The 22,630-nt window shown below is 70.9% G+C and carries 18 protein-coding genes and 1 pseudogene; 10 read left to right on the top strand and 9 right to left on the bottom strand.

Annotation, left to right across the window (positions count from 1 at the left end):
• Positions 1–107: 107 nt before the first annotated feature.
• A pseudogene (locus ABT130_RS01685) lies at positions 108–485 on the top strand (amidohydrolase family protein); the annotation flags it as partial.
• Here the strand turns inward: ABT130_RS01685 and ABT130_RS01680 are convergent.
• The 3 genes from ABT130_RS01680 to ABT130_RS01670 are packed head-to-tail and all read right to left on the bottom strand — an operon-like array spanning position 474 to position 3,884.
• Complete coding sequence (locus tag ABT130_RS01680; protein ID WP_350911341.1) at positions 474–1,247, bottom strand: hypothetical protein; 774 nt, start codon at positions 1,245–1,247, stop codon at positions 474–476. The pseudogene ABT130_RS01685 and the gene ABT130_RS01680 sit on opposite strands and share 12 nt — an antisense overlap.
• The gene (locus tag ABT130_RS01675; RefSeq protein ID WP_350951944.1) at positions 1,234–1,806 is read right to left on the bottom strand and encodes an RNA polymerase sigma factor; all 573 of its coding nucleotides are present in this window, start codon (positions 1,804–1,806) and stop codon (positions 1,234–1,236) included. The genes ABT130_RS01680 and ABT130_RS01675 overlap by 14 nt, the downstream gene beginning before the upstream one ends.
• Positions 1,807–1,847: 41 nt before the next feature.
• Positions 1,848–3,884, bottom strand: a complete 2,037-nt coding sequence (locus ABT130_RS01670; protein WP_350951942.1) for an ATP-binding protein — start codon at positions 3,882–3,884, stop codon at positions 1,848–1,850.
• A gap of 382 nt (positions 3,885–4,266) precedes the next feature.
• Here ABT130_RS01670 and ABT130_RS01665 point away from each other — a divergent pair, with 382 nt between their 5' ends.
• Both ABT130_RS01665 and ABT130_RS01660 read left to right on the top strand, forming a co-directional pair.
• Positions 4,267–4,977 carry a class I SAM-dependent methyltransferase gene (locus ABT130_RS01665; RefSeq protein ID WP_350911335.1) on the top strand — a complete coding sequence of 237 codons (711 nt, stop codon included), beginning with the start codon at positions 4,267–4,269 and terminating at the stop codon, positions 4,975–4,977.
• A 284-nt stretch (positions 4,978–5,261) separates the two neighbouring features.
• Positions 5,262–5,441: a hypothetical protein gene (locus tag ABT130_RS01660; RefSeq protein ID WP_350951940.1), complete on the top strand. Its 180-nt coding sequence runs from the start codon at positions 5,262–5,264 to the stop codon at positions 5,439–5,441.
• A gap of 82 nt (positions 5,442–5,523) precedes the next feature.
• Here the strand turns inward: ABT130_RS01660 and ABT130_RS01655 are convergent, their stop codons facing one another.
• From ABT130_RS01655 to ABT130_RS01645, 3 genes are all read right to left on the bottom strand, one after another.
• Entirely contained in the window at positions 5,524–6,669 is a 1,146-nt protein-coding gene (locus ABT130_RS01655) for an acetyl-CoA C-acetyltransferase (protein ID WP_350911331.1), read from the bottom strand.
• Positions 6,670–6,843: 174 nt separating this feature from the next.
• Positions 6,844–7,692 (bottom strand): class F sortase, encoded by an 849-nt coding sequence (locus ABT130_RS01650; protein WP_350951938.1) that lies wholly within the window; start codon positions 7,690–7,692, stop codon positions 6,844–6,846.
• A 13-nt stretch (positions 7,693–7,705) separates the two neighbouring features.
• Positions 7,706–8,629: a hypothetical protein gene (locus ABT130_RS01645; protein ID WP_350951936.1), complete on the bottom strand. Its 924-nt coding sequence runs from the start codon at positions 8,627–8,629 to the stop codon at positions 7,706–7,708.
• Between the two features lie 381 nt (positions 8,630–9,010).
• Here ABT130_RS01645 and ABT130_RS01640 point away from each other — a divergent pair, with 381 nt between their 5' ends.
• The 7 genes from ABT130_RS01640 (at position 9,011) to ABT130_RS01610 (ending at position 17,539) form a co-directional block, all read left to right on the top strand.
• The gene (locus ABT130_RS01640) at positions 9,011–9,679 is read left to right on the top strand and encodes a DUF2291 family protein (protein ID WP_350951934.1); all 669 of its coding nucleotides are present in this window, start codon (positions 9,011–9,013) and stop codon (positions 9,677–9,679) included.
• Positions 9,676–11,259: a sugar ABC transporter ATP-binding protein gene (locus ABT130_RS01635; RefSeq protein WP_350951932.1), complete on the top strand. Its 1,584-nt coding sequence runs from the start codon at positions 9,676–9,678 to the stop codon at positions 11,257–11,259. Before ABT130_RS01640 ends, ABT130_RS01635 begins: the two co-directional genes overlap by 4 nt.
• The gene (locus ABT130_RS01630; RefSeq protein ID WP_350951930.1) at positions 11,256–12,368 is read left to right on the top strand and encodes an ABC transporter permease; all 1,113 of its coding nucleotides are present in this window, start codon (positions 11,256–11,258) and stop codon (positions 12,366–12,368) included. Before ABT130_RS01635 ends, ABT130_RS01630 begins: the two co-directional genes overlap by 4 nt.
• Before the next feature lie 166 nt (positions 12,369–12,534).
• Entirely contained in the window at positions 12,535–13,095 is a 561-nt protein-coding gene (locus ABT130_RS01625) for a 2Fe-2S iron-sulfur cluster-binding protein (RefSeq protein ID WP_350911319.1), read from the top strand.
• Entirely contained in the window at positions 13,092–14,102 is a 1,011-nt protein-coding gene (locus tag ABT130_RS01620; protein WP_350951928.1) for an FAD binding domain-containing protein, read from the top strand. Before ABT130_RS01625 ends, ABT130_RS01620 begins: the two co-directional genes overlap by 4 nt.
• The gene (locus ABT130_RS01615; protein ID WP_350951926.1) at positions 14,099–16,201 is read left to right on the top strand and encodes a xanthine dehydrogenase family protein molybdopterin-binding subunit; all 2,103 of its coding nucleotides are present in this window, start codon (positions 14,099–14,101) and stop codon (positions 16,199–16,201) included. The genes ABT130_RS01620 and ABT130_RS01615 overlap by 4 nt, the downstream gene beginning before the upstream one ends.
• A 153-nt stretch (positions 16,202–16,354) precedes the next feature.
• Positions 16,355–17,539, top strand: a complete 1,185-nt coding sequence (locus ABT130_RS01610) for a PQQ-dependent sugar dehydrogenase (RefSeq protein ID WP_350911313.1) — start codon at positions 16,355–16,357, stop codon at positions 17,537–17,539.
• 52 nt (positions 17,540–17,591) lie between these two features.
• On the opposite strand, the gene ABT130_RS01605 is transcribed toward ABT130_RS01610, so the two are convergent.
• The 3 genes from ABT130_RS01605 to ABT130_RS01595 all read right to left on the bottom strand — a co-directional run bounded on the left by ABT130_RS01605 (position 17,592) and on the right by ABT130_RS01595 (position 22,598).
• On the bottom strand, positions 17,592–18,818 hold the full coding sequence (locus ABT130_RS01605; RefSeq protein ID WP_350951924.1) for a glycerophosphodiester phosphodiesterase family protein: 1,227 nt from the start codon (positions 18,816–18,818) through the stop codon (positions 17,592–17,594).
• Positions 18,819–20,303: 1,485 nt separating this feature from the next.
• Positions 20,304–21,158, bottom strand: coding sequence for a class F sortase (locus tag ABT130_RS01600; RefSeq protein WP_350951922.1), 855 nt, complete (start codon positions 21,156–21,158; stop codon positions 20,304–20,306).
• Between the two features lie 12 nt (positions 21,159–21,170).
• The gene (locus ABT130_RS01595) at positions 21,171–22,598 is read right to left on the bottom strand and encodes a hypothetical protein (protein WP_350951920.1); all 1,428 of its coding nucleotides are present in this window, start codon (positions 22,596–22,598) and stop codon (positions 21,171–21,173) included.
• Positions 22,599–22,630: the final 32 nt, after the last annotated feature.

Here is a 22,630-nt window from a genome sequence, read left to right as displayed (position 1 = left end):
GGAGCTAGAGAAGGCGCTCGCCAAGCTTAAGGACACCGCCCAGACAACGGGGGTCACCCCCAGCCCGTCACCCTCGGCGACACCGTCCGCCACACCGCCACCGACGGCTGGACGCCGACCGGGTCGGGCACGGGGTGCGGGCGGCCGAGTCGCCACAGCTCATGGAGCGCCTCGCCGCCCGGGGGATCACGTGTGAGGTCTGCCCGACCTCCAACGTCGGTCTCGGGGTGGCCGAGCGGGCCGAGGACGTGCCGCTGCGGCGCCTGTTCGAGGCGGGGGTGCCGATCGCACTGGGCGCCGACGACCCGCTGCTATTCGGCGCCAGGCTGCTGCCCCAGTACGAGCTCGCCAGGCAGGTGTACGGCTTCTCCGACCCGGAGCTGGCCGAGCTGGCCCGCCAGTCGATACGGGCGTCGGCGGCACCGGAGACGGTGCGCAAGAAGCTCCTCCAGGGGGTCGACGACTGGCTGGCCTCAGCGGACTGAGCGGGCGATCTCCTCGGCGCGGCCGATGTCCCCGGCCCCCTCCAGACGCAGGCCGACCTGCCCGCGCTGCCAGATGAGGGTGGGGCCGGCCGCGCGGGGGCGGGCCTCGGCCTCGCCGCCGCGCCGGGGCAGGTAGGTCAGGCCGTGTGGGGCCGGGATCCACTGCGCCTTAGCGTCGCCCACCCAGGTCTCCAGCGGCCAGGGGGGTCCCAGCTCCTTGCGGAAGACGAGCAGGAGGCTACCGTCGTACTCGTCCAGCCTGAGGCCGGGCCAGAGCAGCGAGACCACCCGGCCGCCGTCGCCCACCCTGACCTCGGCGGGCTCGCCGAGCGCGGCGGGGACGGCGATCGGGAACGCCACCTGCTCCCTGGCCTGCTCCAGGGTGACCCGCCGCTCGTCCGGCAGTGGCTGGGGCGCCCAGGACGGCAGGGGCCCGGGGTCGCCGATCCTGAGCTCGACGCCCGCGAAGCGCAGGATCTCCGCGACCGCCGCCCTTCCCGCGGGCGTCGCCCCCAGCAGCAGCGCGACGAGGATCGCGACGGCGGCGACCGCCGCCCGCCTCCGCGCCCGCCCGCCGGCCCGCAGCGCCCCCCATCCCCGCCGGAGCACTCCCCGGCCACCCGTGACCGCGGGCGCCTCGGGGGCGGGCACTTCCAGGCGGGCCCGTACGGCCCGCGCGACCTCGGCGGGGTGCGGGGAGGGGACGTCGAGGGACTCACCGAGGTCGAGGAGCCTGGCCTCGAGGTCGTCAGATGAGGTCATGTGCCACCTCCTCGCGCAGACGGGCCAGGCCACGGGAGGTCCGCGACTTGACGGTGCCGACGGGAAGATCGAGCACCTGGGCGGTCTCGGCCTCCGACAGCTGAAGGAGATACCGACAGACGACGGTCTCGCGTTCCCGCTCGGGCAGCGTACGCACCGCGTCGAGGAGCCGCGCCCGCCGGTCGGTGGTGACGGCCGCCTCCTCGGGGCCCTCACCCACCGGCGGAACGGCCTCGGTGAGCCGCGCGGCCAGCTTGTCCCTGCGCCCCCGGGAGCGGGTCAGGTTGTGCGTCTCGTTCGCCACGATCCGCAGCAACCAGGGCCGGAACGGCGCGCCGCGGCGGAAGGACGTCAGGTTGCGGTACGCCTTGACGAACGCCTCCTGGACCACGTCCTCGGCCTCGTCGGCGGCTCCGAGCATGGCCGCGGTGCGGTGCGCGAGCACGCTGTGGCGGGCGACCAGGACCTCGTAGGCGTCCAGGTCACCTGCCAGTGATCGGGCGATCGCCTCGTCGTCGTCCGTCGGGGGGCTCCTTTGCGGATGTCTGAGAGATTTCACCGCATGCGGGCCCTCCCGCGAAAGCCCTCGGGCGAATGCGCTCAGTGGAGGGCGTAGGCGACCGCCGCGTCCGGGTCGGTCTCGTAGCCCTCGGCGAAGATCGCGTCGTAGGTCTCGTCACCGAGCAGTTGCCTGGCCGTCCGCTCGGCGACGGTTCTCGGCTCGGACATGCCCGCCGAGCCGAGGCCCCGCAGCCCGAAGACGGCCCGCAGCCGTACCACCGCCCCCTGGAGCCTGGCCGTGCGGCGGCCGTCGCCCTCGACCGCGGCGATCACCGCGAGCTGGTCGACGGCCAGCGCCACGCCGGCGGCGTCGCGCAGGCGCCACTTGACGTCGAGCGACTGCCGGGCGGCCTCCGCCGCCTCGCTCACCCTGCCGAGCCCCAGCTGGGCGATGGACAGGACGTAGTCACCGCAGGCGCGGGCCCAGCGCTCGCCGTGCGCGTCACAGAGCCGCTGCACCTCCTTGAGCACCGAGACGGCCCTGTCGAACTCGCCGCGCCAGGTGACCGCCATGGCCATGGTCACCAGGGCGAGGGGTTCGCCGACCGTGTCGGCCTCCGCCCTGCGGAAGTACTCGCGCACGCGCTCGACGCACGGCTCGACCTCGTCGAGGGCGCCGGTGCACAGGGCACGGCTGGCCAGCCGGAGCTGGGCGTGCCCGGCCGCCGCGTAGTCGCCCCAGTCGAGGGCCGCGGACAGCGCCGCCTCCGCCCTGCGGCGACCCGGCTCCAGCTCACCCCTGGCGATGGCCGCGCAGCCGTCGGCCCACAGGAGTCTGGGCAGGTGAGGGTCGGTGACGGAAGCCGATTCGAGCGCGCGTGCCATGTGGTGGCGGCCCTCGTTCAACCGGCCCAGGCAGAACCAGAGGATCCAGAGCGTGCCGGCGAGCTCGACGGACACCGGGGAGGCGGGGTCGAGGGCGAGACGCAGGTCGGTCATGGCGAAGGCGAGGCGGGCGGCCCACTCCTCCTGCCCGGGGCCGTACCAGCCGGTCTCGGCCCTGCGCGCCAGGTCGAGGTAGTGGTGGCGGTGCCGCCGCGCCAGCCTGGCCTCGTCCCCGAGCAGGGCGAGCCGCTCCCTGCCGTACTCCCTGACCGTGACCGGCTGACGGTAGCCGCCGGGAACCCGGACCAGGAGGAACCTTCGCACCAGGCTTTCCAGCAGGTCCGGTACGTCCCTCAGGCGCTCGTCGCCGCACACCCGCTCGGCGTCGGCCGCGCCGAAGTTTCCCGCGAAGACCGAGAGCCTGGCCCAGAGCAGGCGTTCCCCGGGGCCGCAGAGCTCGTGGCTCCACCTGATCGCGGCGCGTACGGTCTGGTGGCGGGGCACCGGCGCCCGGCTGTCGGGCGGGGTCTCGAACCGGCTCTCCAGGTGGTCGGCGAGCCGCTCCACCGGCATGTCCCCCAGCCATCCGGCGGCCAGCTCGACGGCGAGCGGGACACCGTCCAGCCTCCGGCAGATCCTGGCCGCGGCCGCCAGGCCGGTCTCGGTCGTCTCCAGGCCGGGCGCCGCGGCGGCGGCCCGGTCGAGGAGGAGGCGGAGCGCGTCGTTCCCCGCCATCCCCTCCTCCTCCGGCCACGGCGCGTCGAAGGGTCCGACGGGCAGCAGCGCCTCCTGCGGCAGTCCGAGCGGCCGGCGGGAGGTCGCGATGATCCGCACCCCCGGCGCCGCCGCCAGGATCTGGGCGACGAGGTCGCGGCAGGCGGGCAGGAGGTGCTCGCAGTTGTCGAGGAGCAGCAGGAGCCTCCTGCCCGCGAGAAACTCGACGAGCGTCTCGTCCTGCGTCCGCACGGACCGCTCGGGGATGCCGAGGACCGCCGCGACCGTGTGGGCGAGCAGGTCACCGTCGCGCTCGCCGGACAGCTCCACCAGCCACGCGCCGTCCGGGTGATGCTCGTGCCACCGGCGTGCGGCCCTGATCGCGATCCGTGACTTGCCGATGCCGCCGACACCGGTGACCGTGGTCAGCGGTGTGTCGGCCAGCAGCTTCAGCAGCCGCCGCACCTCGCCTTCCCGGCCGATGAGGCCATCCGTCTCCGCGGGCAGGTTCCCCCGCCACCATTGGACCTGTTCCATCGGTTCGCGCTCCTTCTCCACTTACCGGGAATAGCACTCCTCTCAAATCACGGACCGGGCGGCCGGTGATTCCCCAGGGGGATTTCCTTGTCCCCCGGTGCAAATCTCACCGCCGTATCGAGGTCGAACTTCCCCCGTACGGCGTGAAACGCGGAAATGCAGGTGCTTTATAACTGATTCGGCGGAGCCGGTAATCGAGGGGCGAGCCCACCCGGAGGCCGATCCCCCGGGCGCGGCTCCCGGCGGCACTGCCCGTGGATCGTTTGCGGGGCCGCCTTGAGGGAAGCGCCATTAGACTCTGGCTGTCCCTGGCCGCGGCCTGTCGCCGCGGCCTTTCCTTAACCGAGCTGGACGGAACCGCATGTCTGGGTATGACCGCGTAGTGCAACCCGCGGCCGGTGACGAGGCCCTGGAGAACCACCTTGGTGGGGACGAGGCCAGGAATTACCGGCAGTACGAGCTCGACATGGTCGCCCCACACGTGGGCCGGTCCATGCTGGAGATCGGTTCCGGGCTTGGCCACTTCGCCGAGCAGTTCCTGCCCCGCCTCGACCGGTTGGTGGTCAGCGACTTCGACCCCTACTGCGTGGAGCAGCTCCAGAAGCGCTTCGAGGGCCGCGACGACATCGACGTGCTCCAGTTCGGCCTGCCGACCGAGATCCCCATCGGCGAGAAGGTCGACACCGTCGTGATGATGAACGTCCTGGAGCACATCGAGGAGGACGTCGAGGCCCTGCGGTCGCTCGCCAAGGTCACCCTCCCCGGCGGCCGGATCATCATCTGGGTTCCGGGCTACATGCAGCTTTACGGGGACTTCGACCGCAAGGTCGGCCACGTCACCCGCTACACCCCGGCCACCCTGCGCAGCACGGTCTCTCGTGCGGGCCTGGACATCGACGTGCTCAAGCCGATCAACTTCCTGGGCGGCATCGCCTGGTGGGCCGCGGTCCGCCGCGGCGGTGTCGGCTACCCCGACCCCCGCCTGGTCAAGATCTACGACCGTACCGTGGTGCCCCTCACCCGCCTCATCGAGCGCTTCGTCCGCCCGCCGTTCGGGCAGACCGTCTTCTGCGTCGCCCGCGTGCCGAAGTGATCTCCGCCCGCGCCGTCCCCTCCCCCGCGGCCATCGCGGTGCCCGGCGCGGCGTGCCGGCCGGGGGCGGCCGGGGGGGCGGCCGGGGGCGCAAACAAATAGGTTGCCCGCCTCGGCAGGAGCGCCGTAAGGTCATTCACATGTGGATCAACTCCTAAGAGCCGGCGTCGATCAGCCTTCGCTGATCCGCCCGCACTCAGCGTTTCAGCCCCGTTCGTCTGACGCGGCAGCTGAGTTGTCCGACCCGGGATCTCGCCGCGTCGTCACTTTCCTCAAGGAGTCCATATGCGAATTCATGCCGCCCGCAAGCACAGTGGCAAGTCCAAGTCCGCCAAGACCACCGAGACCCACACCCCGCTGCCCGAGCACGTCGTGCCCGCGGCGCCCCGGCGGATGCCGATGCCGCCCACGCCGATGAGGCCCACCCGGCAGCCGCGCCGGATCCCCGGTAAGGGCGGTCGCTGACCTACCGAAAAGCCCCGGTCCACCGACCGGGGCTTTCCCGTCTCGCACGGTGCCTCGCGGTTCGAGGCCGCGGGCACCGGCGTCACAGACGCTCGATGATCGTGACGTTGGCCTGGCCGCCGCCCTCGCACATCGTCTGCAGCCCGTACCGGCCACCGGTCCGCTCAAGCTCGTGCAGGAGCTTGGTCATCAGGATCGCGCCGGTGCCGCCCAGCGGGTGGCCCAGGGCGATCGCGCCGCCGTTCGGGTTGACCTTGGCCGGGTCGGCGCCGAGGTCGTTGATCCAGGCCAGCGGGACCGGGGCGAACGCCTCGTTGATCTCGGTGACGTCGATGTCCTCGATGGACAGGCCCGCCTTCTTCAGCGCCTTCTGCGTCGCCGGGATCGGCGCGGTCAGCATGTAGACCGGGTCGTCGCCGGTGAGCGCCAGGGTGACGATGCGCGCCCTGGGGGTCAGGTTGTGGTCGCGGACCGCCTGCTCGGAGGCGATCAGGATCGCTCCGGAGCCGTCGGAGATCTGCGAGGAGGTGGCGGCCGTGATCTGCCCGCCGTCCCGCAGCGTCTTCAGCGACGCCATCTTCTCCAGCGTGGTGTCCGGGCGCGGGCCCTCGTCGTCCTCGACACCGTTGAGCGGGGCGATCTGGTCCTTGAAGTAGCCGTTCGCGACGGCCTTGGCCGCCCGCTGGTGGCTCTCGTACGCGAACTGCTCCAGCTGCTCGCGCTTGAGGTTCCACTTCTCGCACATCAGCTCCGCACCGCGGAACTGGGAGATCTCCTGCTTGCCGTACCGCTCGACCCATTTTTCGCCGAAGGGGAAGGGCATGCCCTTCTCCAGCGCCGCGCTGATGCTCGACCCCATGGGCACGATGCTCATGGACTCCACCCCGGCGGCCACGACGAGGTCCTGGGTGCCGGAGAGCACGCCCTGGGCCGCGAAGTGGATCGACTGCTGGGAGGAGCCGCACTGGCGGTCGATGGTCACACCGGCGACGCTCTCCGGGAGACCTGCGGACAGCCACGCGTTGCGCGCGATGTCCATGCTCTGCGGGCCGAACTGCATGACACAGCCCATGATCACGTCTTCGACCGCCGACGGGTCGACACCCGTACGCTCGATGAGCGCTCCGAGGGTGTGCGCGGCCAGATCGGTGGGGTGGACGGTGGACAGACCGCCCTTCTTCTTGCCGACCGGGGTGCGGACCGCCCCGACGATGTATGCCTCTGCCACAGTGCCTCCTGCGTGTGAACCGAGCTGCCTGCGAAACCGAGCATCATTCGGTCAGTAGGAGGTTACAACAGAACTTTTATCCACGCCCTATCCGGGGGTGTCCTCTCCACGGAGAGGACACCCCTACCCTTTTACGAAATATCAGGAGCTCTGCGCTGACCTGGGCGGTATCGCTCAGGCCATCCTGGTGCTCGTCATGGTCGCGTAGGCGATGACGTTGTCCGTGTAATGACCGGTGGTGCGGTCATAGGTGCCACCACAGGTGATCAGGTGCAGCTGCGGGTTCGGCGACTCGCCGTACACCCGCTGTGTCGGGAACACCGACTTGTCCGCCTGCTCCAGCCCGCCGACGGTGTAGACGGCGATGACGCCGTCCTTTCTGTGCACCTCGATGACGTCGCCGTTGCGGATCTCGTCGAGGCGGCTGAAGACCGCGCTTCCCAGGCGCGTGTCCTTGTGCCCGAGCATGATCGCGGGACCGGCCTCGCCGGGCGTGGGTCCCGAGCGGTACCAGCCGACCAGGTTCGGGTTGCTGACCGGCGGCACCTCGATCGCGCCCTTGCTGTCGAGCCCGACGGATCTGACCGGCGCGTTGACGCCGAGCCGCGGGATGACCAGGCGGACCGGACTGGAGGGCTGCATGGCCGGGGCCGCCGGCAGGCTCGGCTGGGGCGGCGGCGCGGTCGGGGGCGCCTGGAAGTACGGGTTCACCGGCGCCGCCGCGGCCTGATTTCTGGGGGGCAGCGTGGTGCGCTCGCCCATGCCGTACTCCTCCGGCGCGGCCAGCACGTAGAGCATGCCCACCAGCACCGTGACCACCCCGGCGATCCCGGCCAGGATGAGCACCGACCGCATCACCCGCCCACCGTCGAGATGTCCCTCTCGCGGCCACTCCTCGTACGGCTCCCCGTAGGGCGGGCCGTGCTGCTGCTGGAACGGGGGCGGGTACTGCGGCTGGACCGGGACCGGCCGGTAGTGGGGCACGTGCCCGGGGTGTTGACCGCCCGGCGGGGGGGTGCTCATCCGGCCACCCCGATCAGCCTCGGCCCGCGGTGCGACGCCGCAGCACCATGCCGCCGATCCCGGCGAACGCCACCATCAGCACACCGCTGAGCATGATCATTCGGGCGTCGGGGCCGGCGTCCCCGCCACCGCCCGTGGCAGCCCCTCCGTTGGGGGTCTCGTCGATCTGCCCGTCGGAGGCGGGCTTTTCCGGCTCGGAGGTCTTGGTCTGGGTGACGGTGACCGTCGGCTTGGGAGTGGCGCTCGGACTCGCGGTCGCACTCGGGCTGGGACTCGTACTCGTACTCGTAGTCGGGCTCGGGCTCGGGCTCGTACTCGGGGAACCCGTCCCCACGGTCACCCGCAGCGCGGCGGCGCTGGCCTCGGCCGGGTTGAGCGGAGTGCCGCAGTCGAGCAGCTCGGCCTCATTATTGGTCCCCGTACCGGGGTCCAGGTACAGGGTGAACGGCCCCGGCTGGAAGGCCACCACGCCGGTCGCGCTGGGGGTCACCGTGACGAGCAGGGGAGGTGCGGTGATCGGCTGCCCGGCGGCCGGGGGAGCGGCGGTGGCCGCGAGCGAGCGGAGTTCGGAGGGAAGCGCCAGGACCGGCGAGGGAGAGGCTTCGATCTGCACCTCCGCGTCGATGACGACACGCGCGCCCGCCGGAGCCGGCGCGGTCGGGGTGACGGTGAGCCCCGTGGCGGGCTGAGCGATCTTCCAGGTCGCCACCAGGGGCGAGTTGGTCGCCGCCGCCGTCGGGCCGCTGAGGTCCATCTGGAAGATGTACGTCGCCGACGGTGACGACACGCCGGCGAGCGTGCAGGCGTAGCTGACCGGGTTGGGGTCGGCGTACATGGAGGCGACCGCAGGGACCGCGCCGAAAAGAACGCCCGCGCCCGCCGCGGCGATCGCGGCTGTCTTGACCGCGACGCGCCGCCGCGTCTTGGACTTCAGCACAGTCTCTCCCCATTCCAGATCCATCGACCGGCTCGTACCGGCCCTTAAGGCTTACACGCCTTGGTCAAGGTTCGGCATAGATCCTACGAACAGAGACCATGGTGCGCGAGCGAGTCGGCGAAACGGACACAAATTCCCATCTATCCCACAGCAAACGACACCGTACATCGGTGAAGTTTCGAACAACAGACAGGGTTTGGCGCATGGGAGTCACGGTGAGTAGCCGACCGCCGCCGGGATCCGCACGGTGTCGTGGCCGCCGCGGGACAGAACACGCGAGGGTTCCCGGCGGCTCGATCGGCTCCCGTTCAGGGAGGATTCACTGGAAGCCGCGCGAACGGGTATACGGGTCTTGACATCCTCCCGAGCTGGAGGTTTGTGATGAGCACCCCGGTTGCGGCACACGCGCGCGGCGGGCAGGTGCCCCGCCGGCGGATCCCGGCGAGATGGGTGGCCGCCGCCCTGACGGCGGCCCTCCTGACCGCCATCGGGCTCAGCACCCATTACCGCTCCGCGGAGTCGGTCGCGGCGTCGGGCCCCCGGTTCGACCCGGCCGCCTTCGGGGCGCGGACGTACCAGAGCGAGGTCGTGCCCGCGATCAGGAGGAGGGCGGTCGAGCTGCCCGTGCTGGTGAAGGCCGTGACCACCGACAAGAGAGCGGCCGACAGACGCTACGGCGTCCGGCAGGGCAACGGCCCCTACAACTTCGCGGTCAAGGGCACCGGCAGGGCCGGAGTGGCGGAGTCCGGGCTGATGCCCGTGGCCGTGCCGGGCCTGCCACCGGGCACCCGGGTCTCGTTGCAGGTGGGTCCTGCCATCAACGGCACGGCGCTGCGGGACGCGGCCGGCATCGGATTCAGGCGGTTCCGCAACCAGGCGGAGTACGCCGCCGCCGCCACCGCGCTGAACAACCAGTTGTGGAGGAAGCTGCTCAAGAACCTGGACCCGGAGCACCTGAACGGCAAGGAGATCTCCTTCGTCGGTGCCTTCAACTTCCTCACCCCCTCCGTCGTGACCATCACCCCGGTCTCGATCGAGGAGGTGCCGTGAAGACCGCGGCGACCAAAATCCTGAGCGCCCGCGACGTCACCAAGGTGTACGGGAACACACACGTGCTCAGGGGTGTCGACTTCGACATCGCCGCCGGTCGGGTGACCGCGCTGTTCGGCAAGAACGGGGCCGGCACGTCGACCCTGCTGAAGATCCTCTCCGGGATCGAGCAGCCCACCACCGGCCACGTCGAACTCGACGGGGAGCCCGTCAGGCTCCTGTCTCCCCGCGACGCCGCCTACCGGGGCATCTCGATCATCCCTCAGGAACTCAATCTCTTCCCCAATCTGAGCATCCAGGACAATCTGTTCCTGGCCCGCGAGATCTGCGGGGGCCCCTGGATGATCGACCGCTCCTCCCAGCGGGCCACCAGCGCGGCGGTCCTGCACAGTCTGGGAGAGGACCTGGATCCCGATCGGCTGGTCGGTGACCTGAGCCCGGCCCGGCAGCAGATCATCGAGATCGCGCGGGCGCTCCTCCAGGAGGCCCGGGTGCTGATCATGGACGAGCCCACCTCGGCGCTCACTCCTGCGGAGGTCGAGGCGCTGTTCCGGGCCATCGGGGAGCTGACCGCGAGCGGAGGCGCGGTCGTCTACGTCTCCCATCAACCGGACCGGGTGCTGAAGATCGCCGATGACGTCGTCATACTGCGCGACGGGCGGCTGGCCGCCACCGCGAACGCCAAGACCGTCGATATCCGGTGGGTCGTGGAGCAGATGGTCGGCCCCGACCGGGAGGCCCTGTTCGCACGCCTCACCCAGGTCATCGAGGCGGAGCCAGCGCCGTCACGAAAGGAGTCACGAAAGGAGGAACTGCTGACCCTGCGCGGGCTCTCGGTGGCCGCTCCGGCCAATCCAGGTCATCTCGCGATCGACGACCTCTCCCTGACCGTCGGGGAGGGCGAGATCGTGGGGATCTACGGCCTGGTGGACTCGGGCCTGACCGAACTGCTGGAGGCGCTCGCCGGCCGGATCCCCTCGCAGTCGGGTGACGTCCTGCTCTCGGGCGTCCCGTTGGAGAGCGCGAGCATCCGCGACCGCATCGACCGGGGCCTGGTCCTTGTCCCTCGGGACCGGCGGCGCGACGGCCTCATCCAGACGATGTCGGTCGGGGAGAACCTCTCCCTGGCCGGACTGGACAGGTTCGTCCGACGGCTGTTCGTCTCCCGGGAGCGCGAACTGGAGGCCGTCGATCGGATGATCTCCGATGTCACCCTCAGGACGGGCGACGCCGGAGCGCCCGTCGAATCGTTGAGCGGCGGCGACCAGCAGAAGGTGATCATCGGCAGGGCACTGCTGACCGATCCCCTGGTACTGCTGCTGGACGAGCCCTCGCGCGGCGTCGACGCCGGCGCCAAGGCCGACATCTTCGAGCTTCTGGCGGCACGAGCACGGCACGGCCTGGCCGTCCTCTTCACCACGTCCGACGCCGAGGAGGCCCTGCACATCCCCGACCGGCTGCTGGTGCTCGCCCGCGGGGTCGTCACCGGCGACTTCCGGCGTGGCGCGATAACCCGGGAGGAACTGATGAGCGCGCTGGACGGCGTCACCGTCGACAGGGCCGAGGGCGGTGCGAATTGACACCTCAGGAAACACCCCCCGCACCGGCGCCTCCGGGCCGCCCCCCGCCGGAGCGGATCGCGGCCCGGGCGCGCCGCCTGTCCCTGCTGAACGGCCTGTTCGAGTTCCGGGCGCTCATCGCGCTGGCGGCCCTGATCGTGCTCTTCGGCATGCTGACGGATTCGTTCCTCACGGTGTCGAACCTCATCACGATGGCCGAGCAGATCGCGGTCAACGGGGTGGTCGCGCTCGGCATGCTGCTGGTCATCCTCAAGGGCGGCATCGACCTGTCCGTCGGCTCGGTCATCGGGCTCTCCGGGGTCGTCGCCGGCGAGTTGCTCGAAGGTCTCGATCTCAGGTTCGTCGACGTGATCGCCTTCCCGCCCGTGTGGGGCGTGATCGTGCTCTGCGTCGCGGTCGGCATGCTCGTCGGCCTGGTGAACGGTGTCCTCATCACCCGGTTCGAGATGGCGCCGTTCATCGCGACGTTCGGCATGCTGTACGTGGCGCGGGGACTCGCACTGCTGATCTCCGGCGGCTTGACCTACACCAACCTGGACGGCAGACCCCAACTCGGCAACACCGGCTTCGGCCTCCTCGGCAACGCACGCCCGCTCGGCATCCCGGCCCCGATCTGGATCATGATCGTCCTGGCCGTCGCCGTCATGCTGGTGCTCACCAGGACACCGTTCGGCCGATGGTTGTACGCCGCGGGCGGCAACGAGCGGGCCGCAGAGCTCTCGGGGGTCCCGATCAACCGCGTCAAGACGGTCGTCTACGTGATCTCCGGCGGCTGCGCCGCGCTCGCGGGTCTCCTCATCGCCTCGGAGCTGACCGTGGCGGTACCTCAGGCCGGTGAGACGTTCGAGCTCAACGCGATCGCCGCGGTCATCCTCGGCGGCGCCACGCTGAACGGGGGACGCGGCACCGTACGAGGCACCCTCGTCGGAGCCGTCGTCATCGGTCTCCTCGTCAACGGGCTGATGATCCTGGACGTGTCGCTGTTCTGGCAGATCCTGATCAAGGGACTCTTGATCATCTTCGTGGTGATGCTGGACCAGGGGCAACAGCGGCTCCAGCGGCACAGGGCCGCCGTCTCTGCGCTGGTCACCGACGGACGACCGGACTGACGGGCTCCGGCGGCCGCCTCTCGGCACCCGTCCGCGGCACATCTGCCCATCTCGGTGTCTCCCCGAGCCGCCGGTGATTTTCACGGCAGTACGGTTGCCGCTTCTTTTGGATTTTCAGATTAATAGGTGATCCAATTCTCATTGGGTAATTGGCAGGATAAACGGCATGGCAGTCGAAGCGTTCAGCAGCGATATCACGCTGCGCATCAACGGTGCCGACCACTCCGTCTCCCTGGACAACCGGGTGACCCTGCTGGACGCGCTGCGCGAGCATCTCGGCCTGACCGGGGCGAAGAAAGGGTGTGACCACGGGCAGTGCGGGACGTGCACGGTCCTGCTGGACGGCCGGCGGGTGAACAGCTGCCTGACGCTCGCGGTCACCGCCACCGGACAGGAGATCGTCACCATCGAGGGGGTCGCCGGTCTGGCTCGCGCGAACGACCTGCACCCCGTTCAGCGGGCGTTCCTCGACCACGAGGGCTTCCAGTGCGGCTACTGCACGCCGGGCCAGATCTGCTCGGCGATCGGCGCGCTCGCCGAGGCGGATGCGGGCTGGCCCAGCCATGTCACCGAGGACGTCGCGGCCGGTGTCGCCTCCTGCGCCGCCCTGGACGCCGAAGAGGTCCGCGAACGGATGAGCGGCAACCTCTGCCGCTGCGGGGCGTACGCCGGGGTTGTCGAGGCGGTCCTCGACGTCGCCGGGTCGAGTCCCGGAGGCGACCGATGAGACCCTTCGCCTACGAGCGCGCCGCCGACCCCGGCGCCGCCGCCACCGCCGTCGTGGACGGCACCGACGCGATGTTCCTGGCCGGCGGAACCAATCTGGTGGACCTGATGAAACTCGGCGTGGCCCGGCCGGCGACACTGGTGGACGTCACCCGGCTGCCGTACGACCGGATCGAGCACCGGGCCGATGGAAGCGTGCTCATCGGCGCGACGGTGCGCAACAGCGACCTGGCCGGCGACCGGGGCATCAGGGAGCGCTTCCCGATGCTCGCCAGGGCCGTGCTGTCCGGAGCCTCCGGACAGCTCAGGTCGATGGCCACCACCGGCGGCAACCTGCTGCAGCGCACGCGCTGCCCGTACTTCCAGGACGTCACCAAGCCGTGCAACAAGCGCGACCCGGGTACGGGCTGTTCCGCGATCGGCGGCGGTCACCGCGACCTGGGTGTGATCGGCACCTCCGACAGCTGCGTGGCCACCCACCCGTCCGACATGGCGGTGGCGATGGCCGCTCTGGACGCCGTGGTGCACATCAGGCTCGCGGGCGGGAAGGAGCGGGCGGTGCCGCTCCACGACCTCTACCTGCTGCCCGGCGACACCCCCGATCGCGAGACGGTACTGGAGCCCGGCGACCTGATCACCGGTGTCGAGCTGCCGCCGCCCCCGGACGGCGCGGCCATGCGATACCACAAGGTCCGCGACCGCTGGTCCTACGCGTTCGCGGTGGTCTCGGTCGCGGCCCTGGTCACGACGGAGGGCGGCGGGTCGCTGCGGGAGATCCGGCTGGCGCTGGGCGGGGTGGCCCCGCGGCCGTGGCGGGCGCACCAGGCCGAGCGGATGCTGGCCGGTCACCGGCCGAACAGGGAACTGCTGCTGGCGGCGGCGGAGGCGGAGTTCGCGTCGGCGCGCCCCCTGCCGGGAAACGAGTTCAAGATCGGGCTCGCCGCCGACCTGATCGCGGCGAGCGTACGCGATCTCACGGGGAATCCCGTGGGAGGGGAACGGCGATGACCACGCTCGACAAGGTGGTGGGCGGGGCACCGGCCAGGGTCGACGGACGCGAGAAGGTCACCGGCGCGGCCCGCTACGCCTACGAGTACCCGGTGCCGAACGCCGTCTATGTCTGGCCCGTGCAGGCCACCATCGCCCGCGGCCGGGTGCGCGCCGTCCACGGCGGCGCCGCGCTGGCCCTGCCGGGGGTGATCGCCGTCCTGGACAGCGGCAACGTCTCCCGGCTGCACCCCGCCGACGACGCCGAGCTGGCCGTCCTGCAGTCGGCCGACGTCGCCTACCGCGGGCAGATCGTCGCGGCCGTGGTCGCGAGCACCCTGGAAGACGCCCGCGAGGCGGCGTCGGCGGTGCGGGTGGACTACGACGAGCAGGAACACGACGTCGTGCTGAGTCCAGGCAACCCGCGGATCTTCTCACCGCAGAAGGCCAGCGCGGGTTTCCCCGGAACCGTCCGCTGGGGCGACGCAGAGAGCGCCCTGGCCGCGGCACCGGCCGGCATCGACGCCACCTACACGACCCCGGCCGAGCATGCCAGCCCGATGGAACCGCACGCCACGATCGCGTTCTGGGAGGGCGAGACCCTGACCCTCTACAACGCCGACCAGGCGCCCTGGATGTCGGCGACCGCGATCGCCGCGCTGTTCGGCCTCGCCGACGGCGCGGTGAGCATCGTCGCCGACCACATCGGCGGCGGTTTCGGGTCGAAGGCGCTACCGCGCCCGCCGACCGTGCTGGCGGCGCTGGCCGCCCGCGCCGTCGGGCGGCCGGTCAAGGTGGCGATGACCAGGCAGCAGATGTTCCCACTCGTCAGCTATCGGACGCCCACCGTGCAACGCGTGCGTCTGGGGGCCGAGCTGGACGGCCGGCTGACCGCGGTGTGGCACGACGCGCTCCAGCAGAGCTCGAAGCGCGTCGAATACACCGAGCCGACGGTCGCGGCCAGCCGCACGATGTACGCGACGCCCAACAGCCACACCGCCCACCGGTTGCTACAGCTGGACGTGCCGACCCCATCGTGGATGCGTGCCCCCGGCGAGGCTCCGGGGATGTTCGCCCTCGAATCGGCGATGGACGAGCTGGCGTACGCCCTCGGGATGGACCCCGTCGAGCTGCGAATCGTCAACGAGCCCGCGCTGGACCCCGAATCGGGCCTCCCGTTCAGCAGCCGCAACCTGATCGCCTGCCTGCGGGAGGGGGTGGCGCGCTTCGGCTGGGCCGGACGCGACCCGGCGCCGGGCGTCCGCAGACAGGGCCGGTGGCTCGTCGGCACCGGCGTCGCGTCCTCGACCTACCCGGTTTTCACCATGGCGTCCACCGCGACCGCCCGCGCCGAGCCCACGGGCAGGTTCGTGGTCGAGATCGCCGCGGCCGACATCGGTACCGGGGCTCGCACCGCGCTGGCCCAGGTGGCGGCCGACGAGCTCGGCGTGCCGATGGACCGGATCACCATCCTGGTGGGCCGCAGCGTCTTCGGACCCGCGCCGTTCGCCGGCGGGTCCATGGGCACCGCCTCGTGGAGCTGGGCGGTGAGCAAGGTGTGCCGGACCCTGGTCAGGGAGCTCGACGAGCGGTCCGGGATGGTCCCCGCCGAAGGGCTGCAGGCGCGGGCGGACACCACCGAGGACCTCGCCGCCCAGGGGCGGTTCTCCCGCCACTCGTTCGGAGCGCAGTTCGCCGAGGTCAAGGTCGACGTCGACAGCGGGCAGGTCCGCATCGAGCGGCTGCTCGGGGTCTTCGCGGCCGGCCGGATCGTCAACGTCAGGACGGCGCGCTCGCAGTTCCTCGGCGGCATGACGATGGGGATCTCCATGGCCCTGCACGAGGCCCTGCAGATGGACCCCCGCTTCGGTGACTTCACCAACCACGACCTGGCCACCTACCACATCGCGTCGAACGCCGACGTCCGCGGGATCGAGGCCCACTGGATCGACGAGCACGACGACGAGCTCAACCCCGTCGGCGTCAAGGGCATCGGCGAGGTGGGGATCGTCGGCACCGCCGCCGCGATCGCCAATGCCGTCTTCCACGCGACCGGCTCCCGGCAGCGCGACCTGCCGATCACCCTCGATCGGGTGCGGGCCGCCATGCACACCGGCTGACGGGACCTTCCCCGCCGATCTCGGGGAGATCGCCGCGACAGGTGCGGTCGGGCGGGATCTACCGTGAGCATGGGGCAGAGTGGTCGAGTAGACCGGGACTGACCGGCCCAGGACTGCCCGACGCCGGCGCGCTCGGCCGCAGAAGGGGTGACCATGAGGAAGACCGTGAGCCGGATCGTGCCGACCGCCGGCCTGGTGGCGACGCTGGTGGCGACGCTGGCCGCCTGCGCCGGCGACCCGGCCGCCGAGGAGGTGGCTCCCCCGAATGCGGCGCCGGCGACCTCGGGGAGCGCGAGCGGCACTCCCGGGGAGAGCGGGACTTCCAGCCCGGCTCCGAGCAGGGTGCCGGACGGGGTGCCGGACCTCCAGGCGGGAAAGGAGATGGCCCGCGACATCGAGGTGCCCTGGGGGCTGGCGTTCCTGCCTGATGGCGACGCGCTCGTCTCCGAGCGCGACAGCGGCCGGGTACTCCAGGTCCCGGGGCGCGGCGGGCGGCCACGCGAGGTCTACCGGGTGCCCGGCGTGGTCGCGAGCGGCGAGGGCGGCCTGCTCGGGCTGGCCGTGTCACCCGGCTATGCCAGGGACCGTTACGTGTACGCCTACCTCACCGCCGAATCCGACAACCGGATCGTGCGCTTCCGCCTCGGCGACACCACACCCGAGGTGCTGTTCGACGGCATCGCCAAGGCCTCCTTCCACAACGGCGGCCGCATCGCGTTCGGACCGGACGGCATGCTGTACGCCGGCACCGGAGACGCGGGGCAGCGGGACTCGTCGCAGGATCCGCGCCTGCCGAACGGGAAGATCCTCCGGCTGACACCGGAGGGCAAGCCCGCCCCCGGCAACCCGACGCCGGGCTCGCCGGTCTACAGCCTCGGCCATCGCAACGTCCAGGGGCTGGCCTGGGACGAGCGGGGACGCCTTTTCGCCACCGAGTTCGGGCAGAACGCGCTGGACGAGGTCAACCTGATCGAGCCCGGCCACAACTACGGCTGGCCGGAGGTGGAGGGCAAGGGTGACACGCGCGGCGGTAAGTTCACCAACCCGCTGGTGACGTGGCCCACGAGCGAGGCCTCCCCCTCCGGTGCCGCCATCGCCGGGAACACGCTGTATGTGGCGGCGCTACGCGGGGAGCGGTTGTGGACGGTGCCCCTGCGCGACGGGAAAACCGGCGAACCCCGGGCCGAACTGGTCGGCCGGTACGGCCGCCTGCGCACGGTCGCCGTGGCACCGGACGGGGCGCTCTGGCTGACCACGTCCAACACCGACGGGCGCGGTGAGGTGCGCGAGGGCGACGACCGGATCCTGCGCTATCCGGCCAGGCCCGAGACGGAGTGACATGCCCCTCGGCCGCGGCCGACGCGGCGCCGGGCGGCGCCGGCGGACACGGTCAGCCCTCGGTCTGGAGCTGGTCCCGTACGGCGCGCGCCATGCCGGGGTCGTCGGCGATCACCCCGTCCAGGTTGAGCCGGTACAGACGCCTCAGCCACTTCCGCACCTCCTCGTCGGCGCGCCCGCCCGAGCTGTCGCCCCTGAGGTCCGCCCGGAGCCGCACGGCGAGTTTGCGAACCGTCGTGGCGTGTACCAGCAGCCCTTCTCGCTGGGCGTTCCTGACGAGCGCGGCGGGTGACACCGGCCTGCTCTCGAAACCGCCGGGATCACGGGGGCCGATCCGCTTCGTGACCACGCCGATGCCGTCGGCGTACCCGGCGATCTCCCGCAGGCCCTCCGGAGTGACCATGTCGTCGTAGGTAGCCGGATCGCCGGCCCGCACATGGTCGTACGGGGCGCCGTTCGCTCCGATGAACTGGATGAGCCGGAGCCGGGTGAGGGGATGCAACCGCTTGAGGTTCCCGGTCTCGAAGGACTGGATGAAGACCGGGTCCCGCTCGTCGTCCCAGCCGTACTTCCGGAAGGTCTCCAGCAGCGGTTCCTCCAGCGGCAGCCCGATCGAGGCGAAATAGGTGGGGAACTTGGTCTCGGCGTAGACGCCCACGCCGTGCTTCTGCGCGAGCTGGACTATCTCGTCGAGCGTCGGGATTCTCTCCATCCCGTCGTAGGCGGTGTTGCCTCGACGCTGCGTGGGGAAGCGTTCCCTGGCACGGAGGGTGCGCAGCTCCGCGAGGGTGAAGTCCTCGGTGAACCAGCCCGTGTGCCGGATGCCGTTTATGGTCTTGGAAGTCCTGCGGTCGGCGAACTCCGGATGCCTCGCCACGTCGGTGGTCGCCGAGAGCTCGTTCTCGTGCCGGGCGACCAGCACGTGGTCCTTGGTCGAGACGAGATCGGGCTCGATGTAGTCGGCGCCCATCGAGATGGCGACCGTGTAGGCGAGCAGCGTGTGTTCGGGCCGGAAGGCGCTGGCCCCGCGGTGCGCGATGATGATCGGCTCGGCCCCGCGGCGTCCGAACCGCTTGGCCGCCGGACTCACCTGACGCTCGGCCGTGGAGTGCGCGGACCGTTCGGCGGTGGAACCCGTGAGCCCTTTGGACACCGAGTCGCCGGACTGCCCGGCCGCGGGGCTCGCGGATCGCGTACCCGTCGCCCCCCCGTGATGGAGGGCGCCGATCGCGGCCATTCCTATGAATATGGCCAGCGCACCGGCCCGCGCCTTGCTCACCTGCGTACACCCCTCACTCTGGGTCAGAGGGGGGACACATTCGCATAAACGCCTATACCCGGACCGGACAGGTGATTAACGATCAGAAGCGATCCCCTCGGGAGCACGTTGCGCGACTGTGTCCGGAAATAATCTGAAATGTCCCCCGGCGGCCACGCCGACATCGCGTTCCCTCGGAGCAGCCGACATCATCGCCAGGACCAGGCTGACGACGGCCTCCATAGGACGTGCGCGAGTGCGGTGCCCGCTGTGACGTGACCCCGCAGGTCAGTTGTCCGACGGAGAAAGAAGAAGTGGCCGACTGCCCGGTTCGCGTCTCGACGTCTCCTGGGACGTCACCGCCGGCCTGTCGATTCAGCGCGCGACCGCCCACCGCGTCGGCCTCGGACCCCATACCGGCCTCAGGCCCCTCGCCGGCCTCCGGTCCCCTTGCCGATCCCAGGCGGCGGACCGGCGTCGCACCGGCCGCGCACCACAGACCGTTGCCGCCCCGGTTTCAAACTGCAGGCCAGGCCGCTACCAACCCGCCCGGCCCGGCCGCTGCCCGTGCCGGTGCTGCCCGTGCCGATGGTGCCCGCCGTGCCTCGCCCGCCCATGCCGTCCGTACCAGCGATCCCTGTGTCGCCGCGCATCCGAACCGCGCCGCCCGAACCCGCGGTCGCCGTACCGTCCCGCCTCGAAACCTCGCCGCCCGAACCCTCGGTCGCCGTACCCCCAGGTCTCCGGACCCCGCCGCCCGAACCCCCGGTCCTCAAACCGCCCGGACCCCAGATCCCCCGACCGCCCGAACCCGCGATCGCCATACTCACCGGCCTCCGGACCCCACCGCCCGAACCCCCGGTCCTCAAACCGCCCAGGCCTCGAATCCCCCGGCCGCCCGAACCCCCAACCCTCACCGCGCTCGGCATCTGAATCCGGCCGGCCAACCCCATATCGCCCGGAGTCCGAATCGTCTGACCGCCCTAACCCCCGCCCCCCGCCGCGCTCGCCGCCCCTGCCCCGCCACCCGAACCAGCGACCCCCGTGGCGCCTCGCCTCATGACCCCGCCGCCCGAACTCCCGCGCCCTGTGCCGTCCGGTATCCGAACGCCTCGGTCGCCCGAACCCCCAGTTCCCTCCGCGTTCGATGCTCGACTCGGAGCGCGTGGCCGTGTGCCCGTTCCCCGAACGCAGCCGTTTGATCGTCCATCCTCCGGCGTGCTTGCCCCCCGAGCTCGCGGACTTGTGCGCGCCCCAACTCGTGGAGCGCTCGTGCGACGGCTTCGAATGCTGGGCGGCGCCGAGAGCGGCCACCCCTATGAGTACGGCCACGACACCGGCCCGCACGATGCTCACCTGGGCACACCCCCGCCTTCTGATCATTCGGGGGGCCACTTCGTACAAACAACTCCCTACCCGGATTGCCGGGGAGGCTAACGATCGGAGGCGGTCGTCGGAGCGGCCGCGACCCGCCGATTCAGCGAGTACGGCGGCCGGACCCGGCGCTCAGGTACGACGGGTCTTCGACAGGGTCGCGTAGACGATGATGTTGTCGGTGTAGTGACCGGTCTTCCTGTTGTAGACACCGCCACAGGTGATCAGGCGCAGGGTCGCCTCACCGGTGTTGCCGTAGACCCGCTTCGACGGGAAGGCCGCCTTGCTGACCTGCTCCACACCGTCGACCGTGAACTCCACGACGGTCCCGTCCGTCCGGGAGACCTTGATCTTGTCTCCGCGCTTGATCTCCTTCAGCCGGCTGAAGACGGCGGCCCCGCTCCGGGTGTTCACGTGCCCGAGAACCACCGAAGGTCCCTGCTGCCCGGGGATGGGGCCGTACTTGTACCAACCCGCCTGGTTGGGCTTGCTCAGCGGAGGAGTCTGGATCTCCCGCTTGGAGTCGACGCCGAGCGCCATCAGCGGGGCCAGCACGCCGATCTTCGGGATGGCCAGCCGCCTGGGCTTCACCCCGTCACTCTTCAACGGCGCCGGAGGCTGGACCACCGGCAACGGCGGCGGCGCCGTGGGCGCGGCGGCCGTCAGCGGGACGCCCAGCCCGCCCGGTCCCACCGCTGACGGCAACACCCCCGCGGGCTGCTGCTCGGCGACCTGCTCCCCGGTGCCCGGCTGCGCGCCCGGCTGTTCCTGCAGGGTGCTGACCGCCGCCTGCGGCTCGGACAGCCCATAGCCCGGATCCTCCGGCGCCGGTGAGAGGTACGCGAGCAGCCCCGCCATGATCGCGGCCACCCCGCCGAGCGACCCGGCCACCAGGAGCCCGGCCATCAGCATGTTCCCCTTGGGCTTGGCCGCCGGGCCGCCGCCGGGATAGGGGCCGGGACCGCCCTGCACAGGTCCTTGGTACATCCGGCGCCTCCTTCAGCTGTCCCTCTGGCCGCGCGCGTGTGCCGCCCGCCGCCTCATCAAGGCCACGCCGCCCAGCGCGCTACCGGTCACCATCACCGTTCCCGCGCCGAGAAGCCCCAGGCCGGAGCTCCCCTGTGGCGCCTCACCGGTCTGGGCCCCACCGCTGGGCGTGATGATTACCTGCGGCGCGGTCGGCGTGGGCCGGGTGGGGGTGACGGTGGCGGTCACGGTCAAGGTCGGCTTGGGCGTCGAGGTGGTCGTGCTGGTGCTCGTGCTGTTGACCCCGTTCACCGGAGGAGTCGTCGTGCCGGTGTGGGTGGGGGTCGATGTGCCGGTGTGGGTGTTGGTGGGAGTGGGGGTCGGAGTCGTCGGCGTGACCGTGGGGCTCGGCGATCCGGTCCCCGTGCCCGTCGGGTCAGGCGACTGTGACCCGCCCGCCTCGGAGATCGTGACGTCCACCGAGACCGGCTCGCTGACGAGCGAGCACGTGGCCCGGTACTCGTTCGGCGGGTTCTGCAGCTCCCTGGTGATCACCCGGAAGGCGTCGAGCTGTGCCCACTTGCCGTCCTCCAGGTTCTTGACCTCGATGGTGTGCTCGCCGTACTTGAGGCCGTTGAACCTCCACAGCGTGAGCCCACCCTCGTGGGCGGCGTTCGTCGGCGTGCCGTCGGGATTCTTCGAGGCGTCGACGAAGGACGGTGTGGCGTCCTGGCCGTCGATCCTGAACCCGACCTTTCCCGCGTCCTTGCTGCGCCGGGCGACGTACTCGATCCCGGTGCCGGTGAACGTGAAGGAGGCGAAGGAGTTCACCTTGTTCGTACGGTGGAGGTCGCGGCCGTAGTCGCCGATGTTCTGATTCTCGTCGTTCACATCCTCCCAGTCGGCCGCCGCGTGGTAACCCACCCGAGGGTCGTCGTCGTTGACCATGACCTCGCCGGCCGGCGGTATGAAGTCCACGAACAACTTCCTGGGGCTGACCTTGAGCGTCCCGGCCCTGTCGGTGTGGGCGGAATCGGAGATCCCCTCGGGAAGCCGCAGAATGCTGCCCGGCTGGAGCTGGTTGGGCTGGTCCACGCTTCCGACCGGCTGGAGGACACCGACCCAGCTGCCGGAGAGCTGGACGTTCCCGGTGACCAGGACCTTGGCGCCGGGGGCGAAGTAGTCAGGTGAACCGAACCGGGTCGGATCCTGCTTGTAGCCGAGCTTCCAGCCGATGTTGAGCGGCTCGCCGACCTTGAGCGTCGTGGGGATCGACACCTTCGTCCGGAGGTTGACCGTGCTGTTGTTCAGCGCGATCCCTCCGGTGCACGCGTAGTCGATCACGAGTTCGGCGTTGCTGGCACCGGCCGCGCCGGAGGGCAGCGCGACCAGTGCGCCACTGACAAGGCACAGGGCCGAAACCGCGAGAGATCTACGGAGCCCAGATCGCCACCGAACCACTACATACTCCGATCACAAAGGCTGCCGTCAAC

Source organism: Streptosporangium sp. NPDC001681 (assembly GCF_040298085.1).
Classification (GTDB): domain Bacteria; phylum Actinomycetota; class Actinomycetes; order Streptosporangiales; family Streptosporangiaceae; genus Streptosporangium.
The sequence above is the reverse complement of the archived record's forward strand: the minus strand, read 5'-3'. Positions and strand labels throughout refer to the sequence as shown.

Coding starts and splice junctions, on each gene's coding strand:
- ABT130_RS01680 (WP_350911341.1), bottom strand. CDS start 1,247: ATGACCTCATCTGACGACCTCGAGGCCAGGCTCCTCGACCTCGGTGAG.
- ABT130_RS01670 (WP_350951942.1), bottom strand. CDS start 3,884: ATGGAACAGGTCCAATGGTGGCGGGGGAACCTGCCCGCGGAGACGGAT.
- ABT130_RS01660 (WP_350951940.1), top strand. CDS start 5,262: ATGCGAATTCATGCCGCCCGCAAGCACAGTGGCAAGTCCAAGTCCGCC.
- ABT130_RS01650 (WP_350951938.1), bottom strand. CDS start 7,692: ATGAGCACCCCCCCGCCGGGCGGTCAACACCCCGGGCACGTGCCCCAC.
- ABT130_RS01640 (WP_350951934.1), top strand. CDS start 9,011: ATGAGCACCCCGGTTGCGGCACACGCGCGCGGCGGGCAGGTGCCCCGC.
- ABT130_RS01625 (WP_350911319.1), top strand. CDS start 12,535: ATGGCAGTCGAAGCGTTCAGCAGCGATATCACGCTGCGCATCAACGGT.
- ABT130_RS01620 (WP_350951928.1), top strand. CDS start 13,092: ATGAGACCCTTCGCCTACGAGCGCGCCGCCGACCCCGGCGCCGCCGCC.
- ABT130_RS01615 (WP_350951926.1), top strand. CDS start 14,099: ATGACCACGCTCGACAAGGTGGTGGGCGGGGCACCGGCCAGGGTCGAC.
- ABT130_RS01610 (WP_350911313.1), top strand. CDS start 16,355: ATGAGGAAGACCGTGAGCCGGATCGTGCCGACCGCCGGCCTGGTGGCG.
- ABT130_RS01600 (WP_350951922.1), bottom strand. CDS start 21,158: ATGTACCAAGGACCTGTGCAGGGCGGTCCCGGCCCCTATCCCGGCGGC.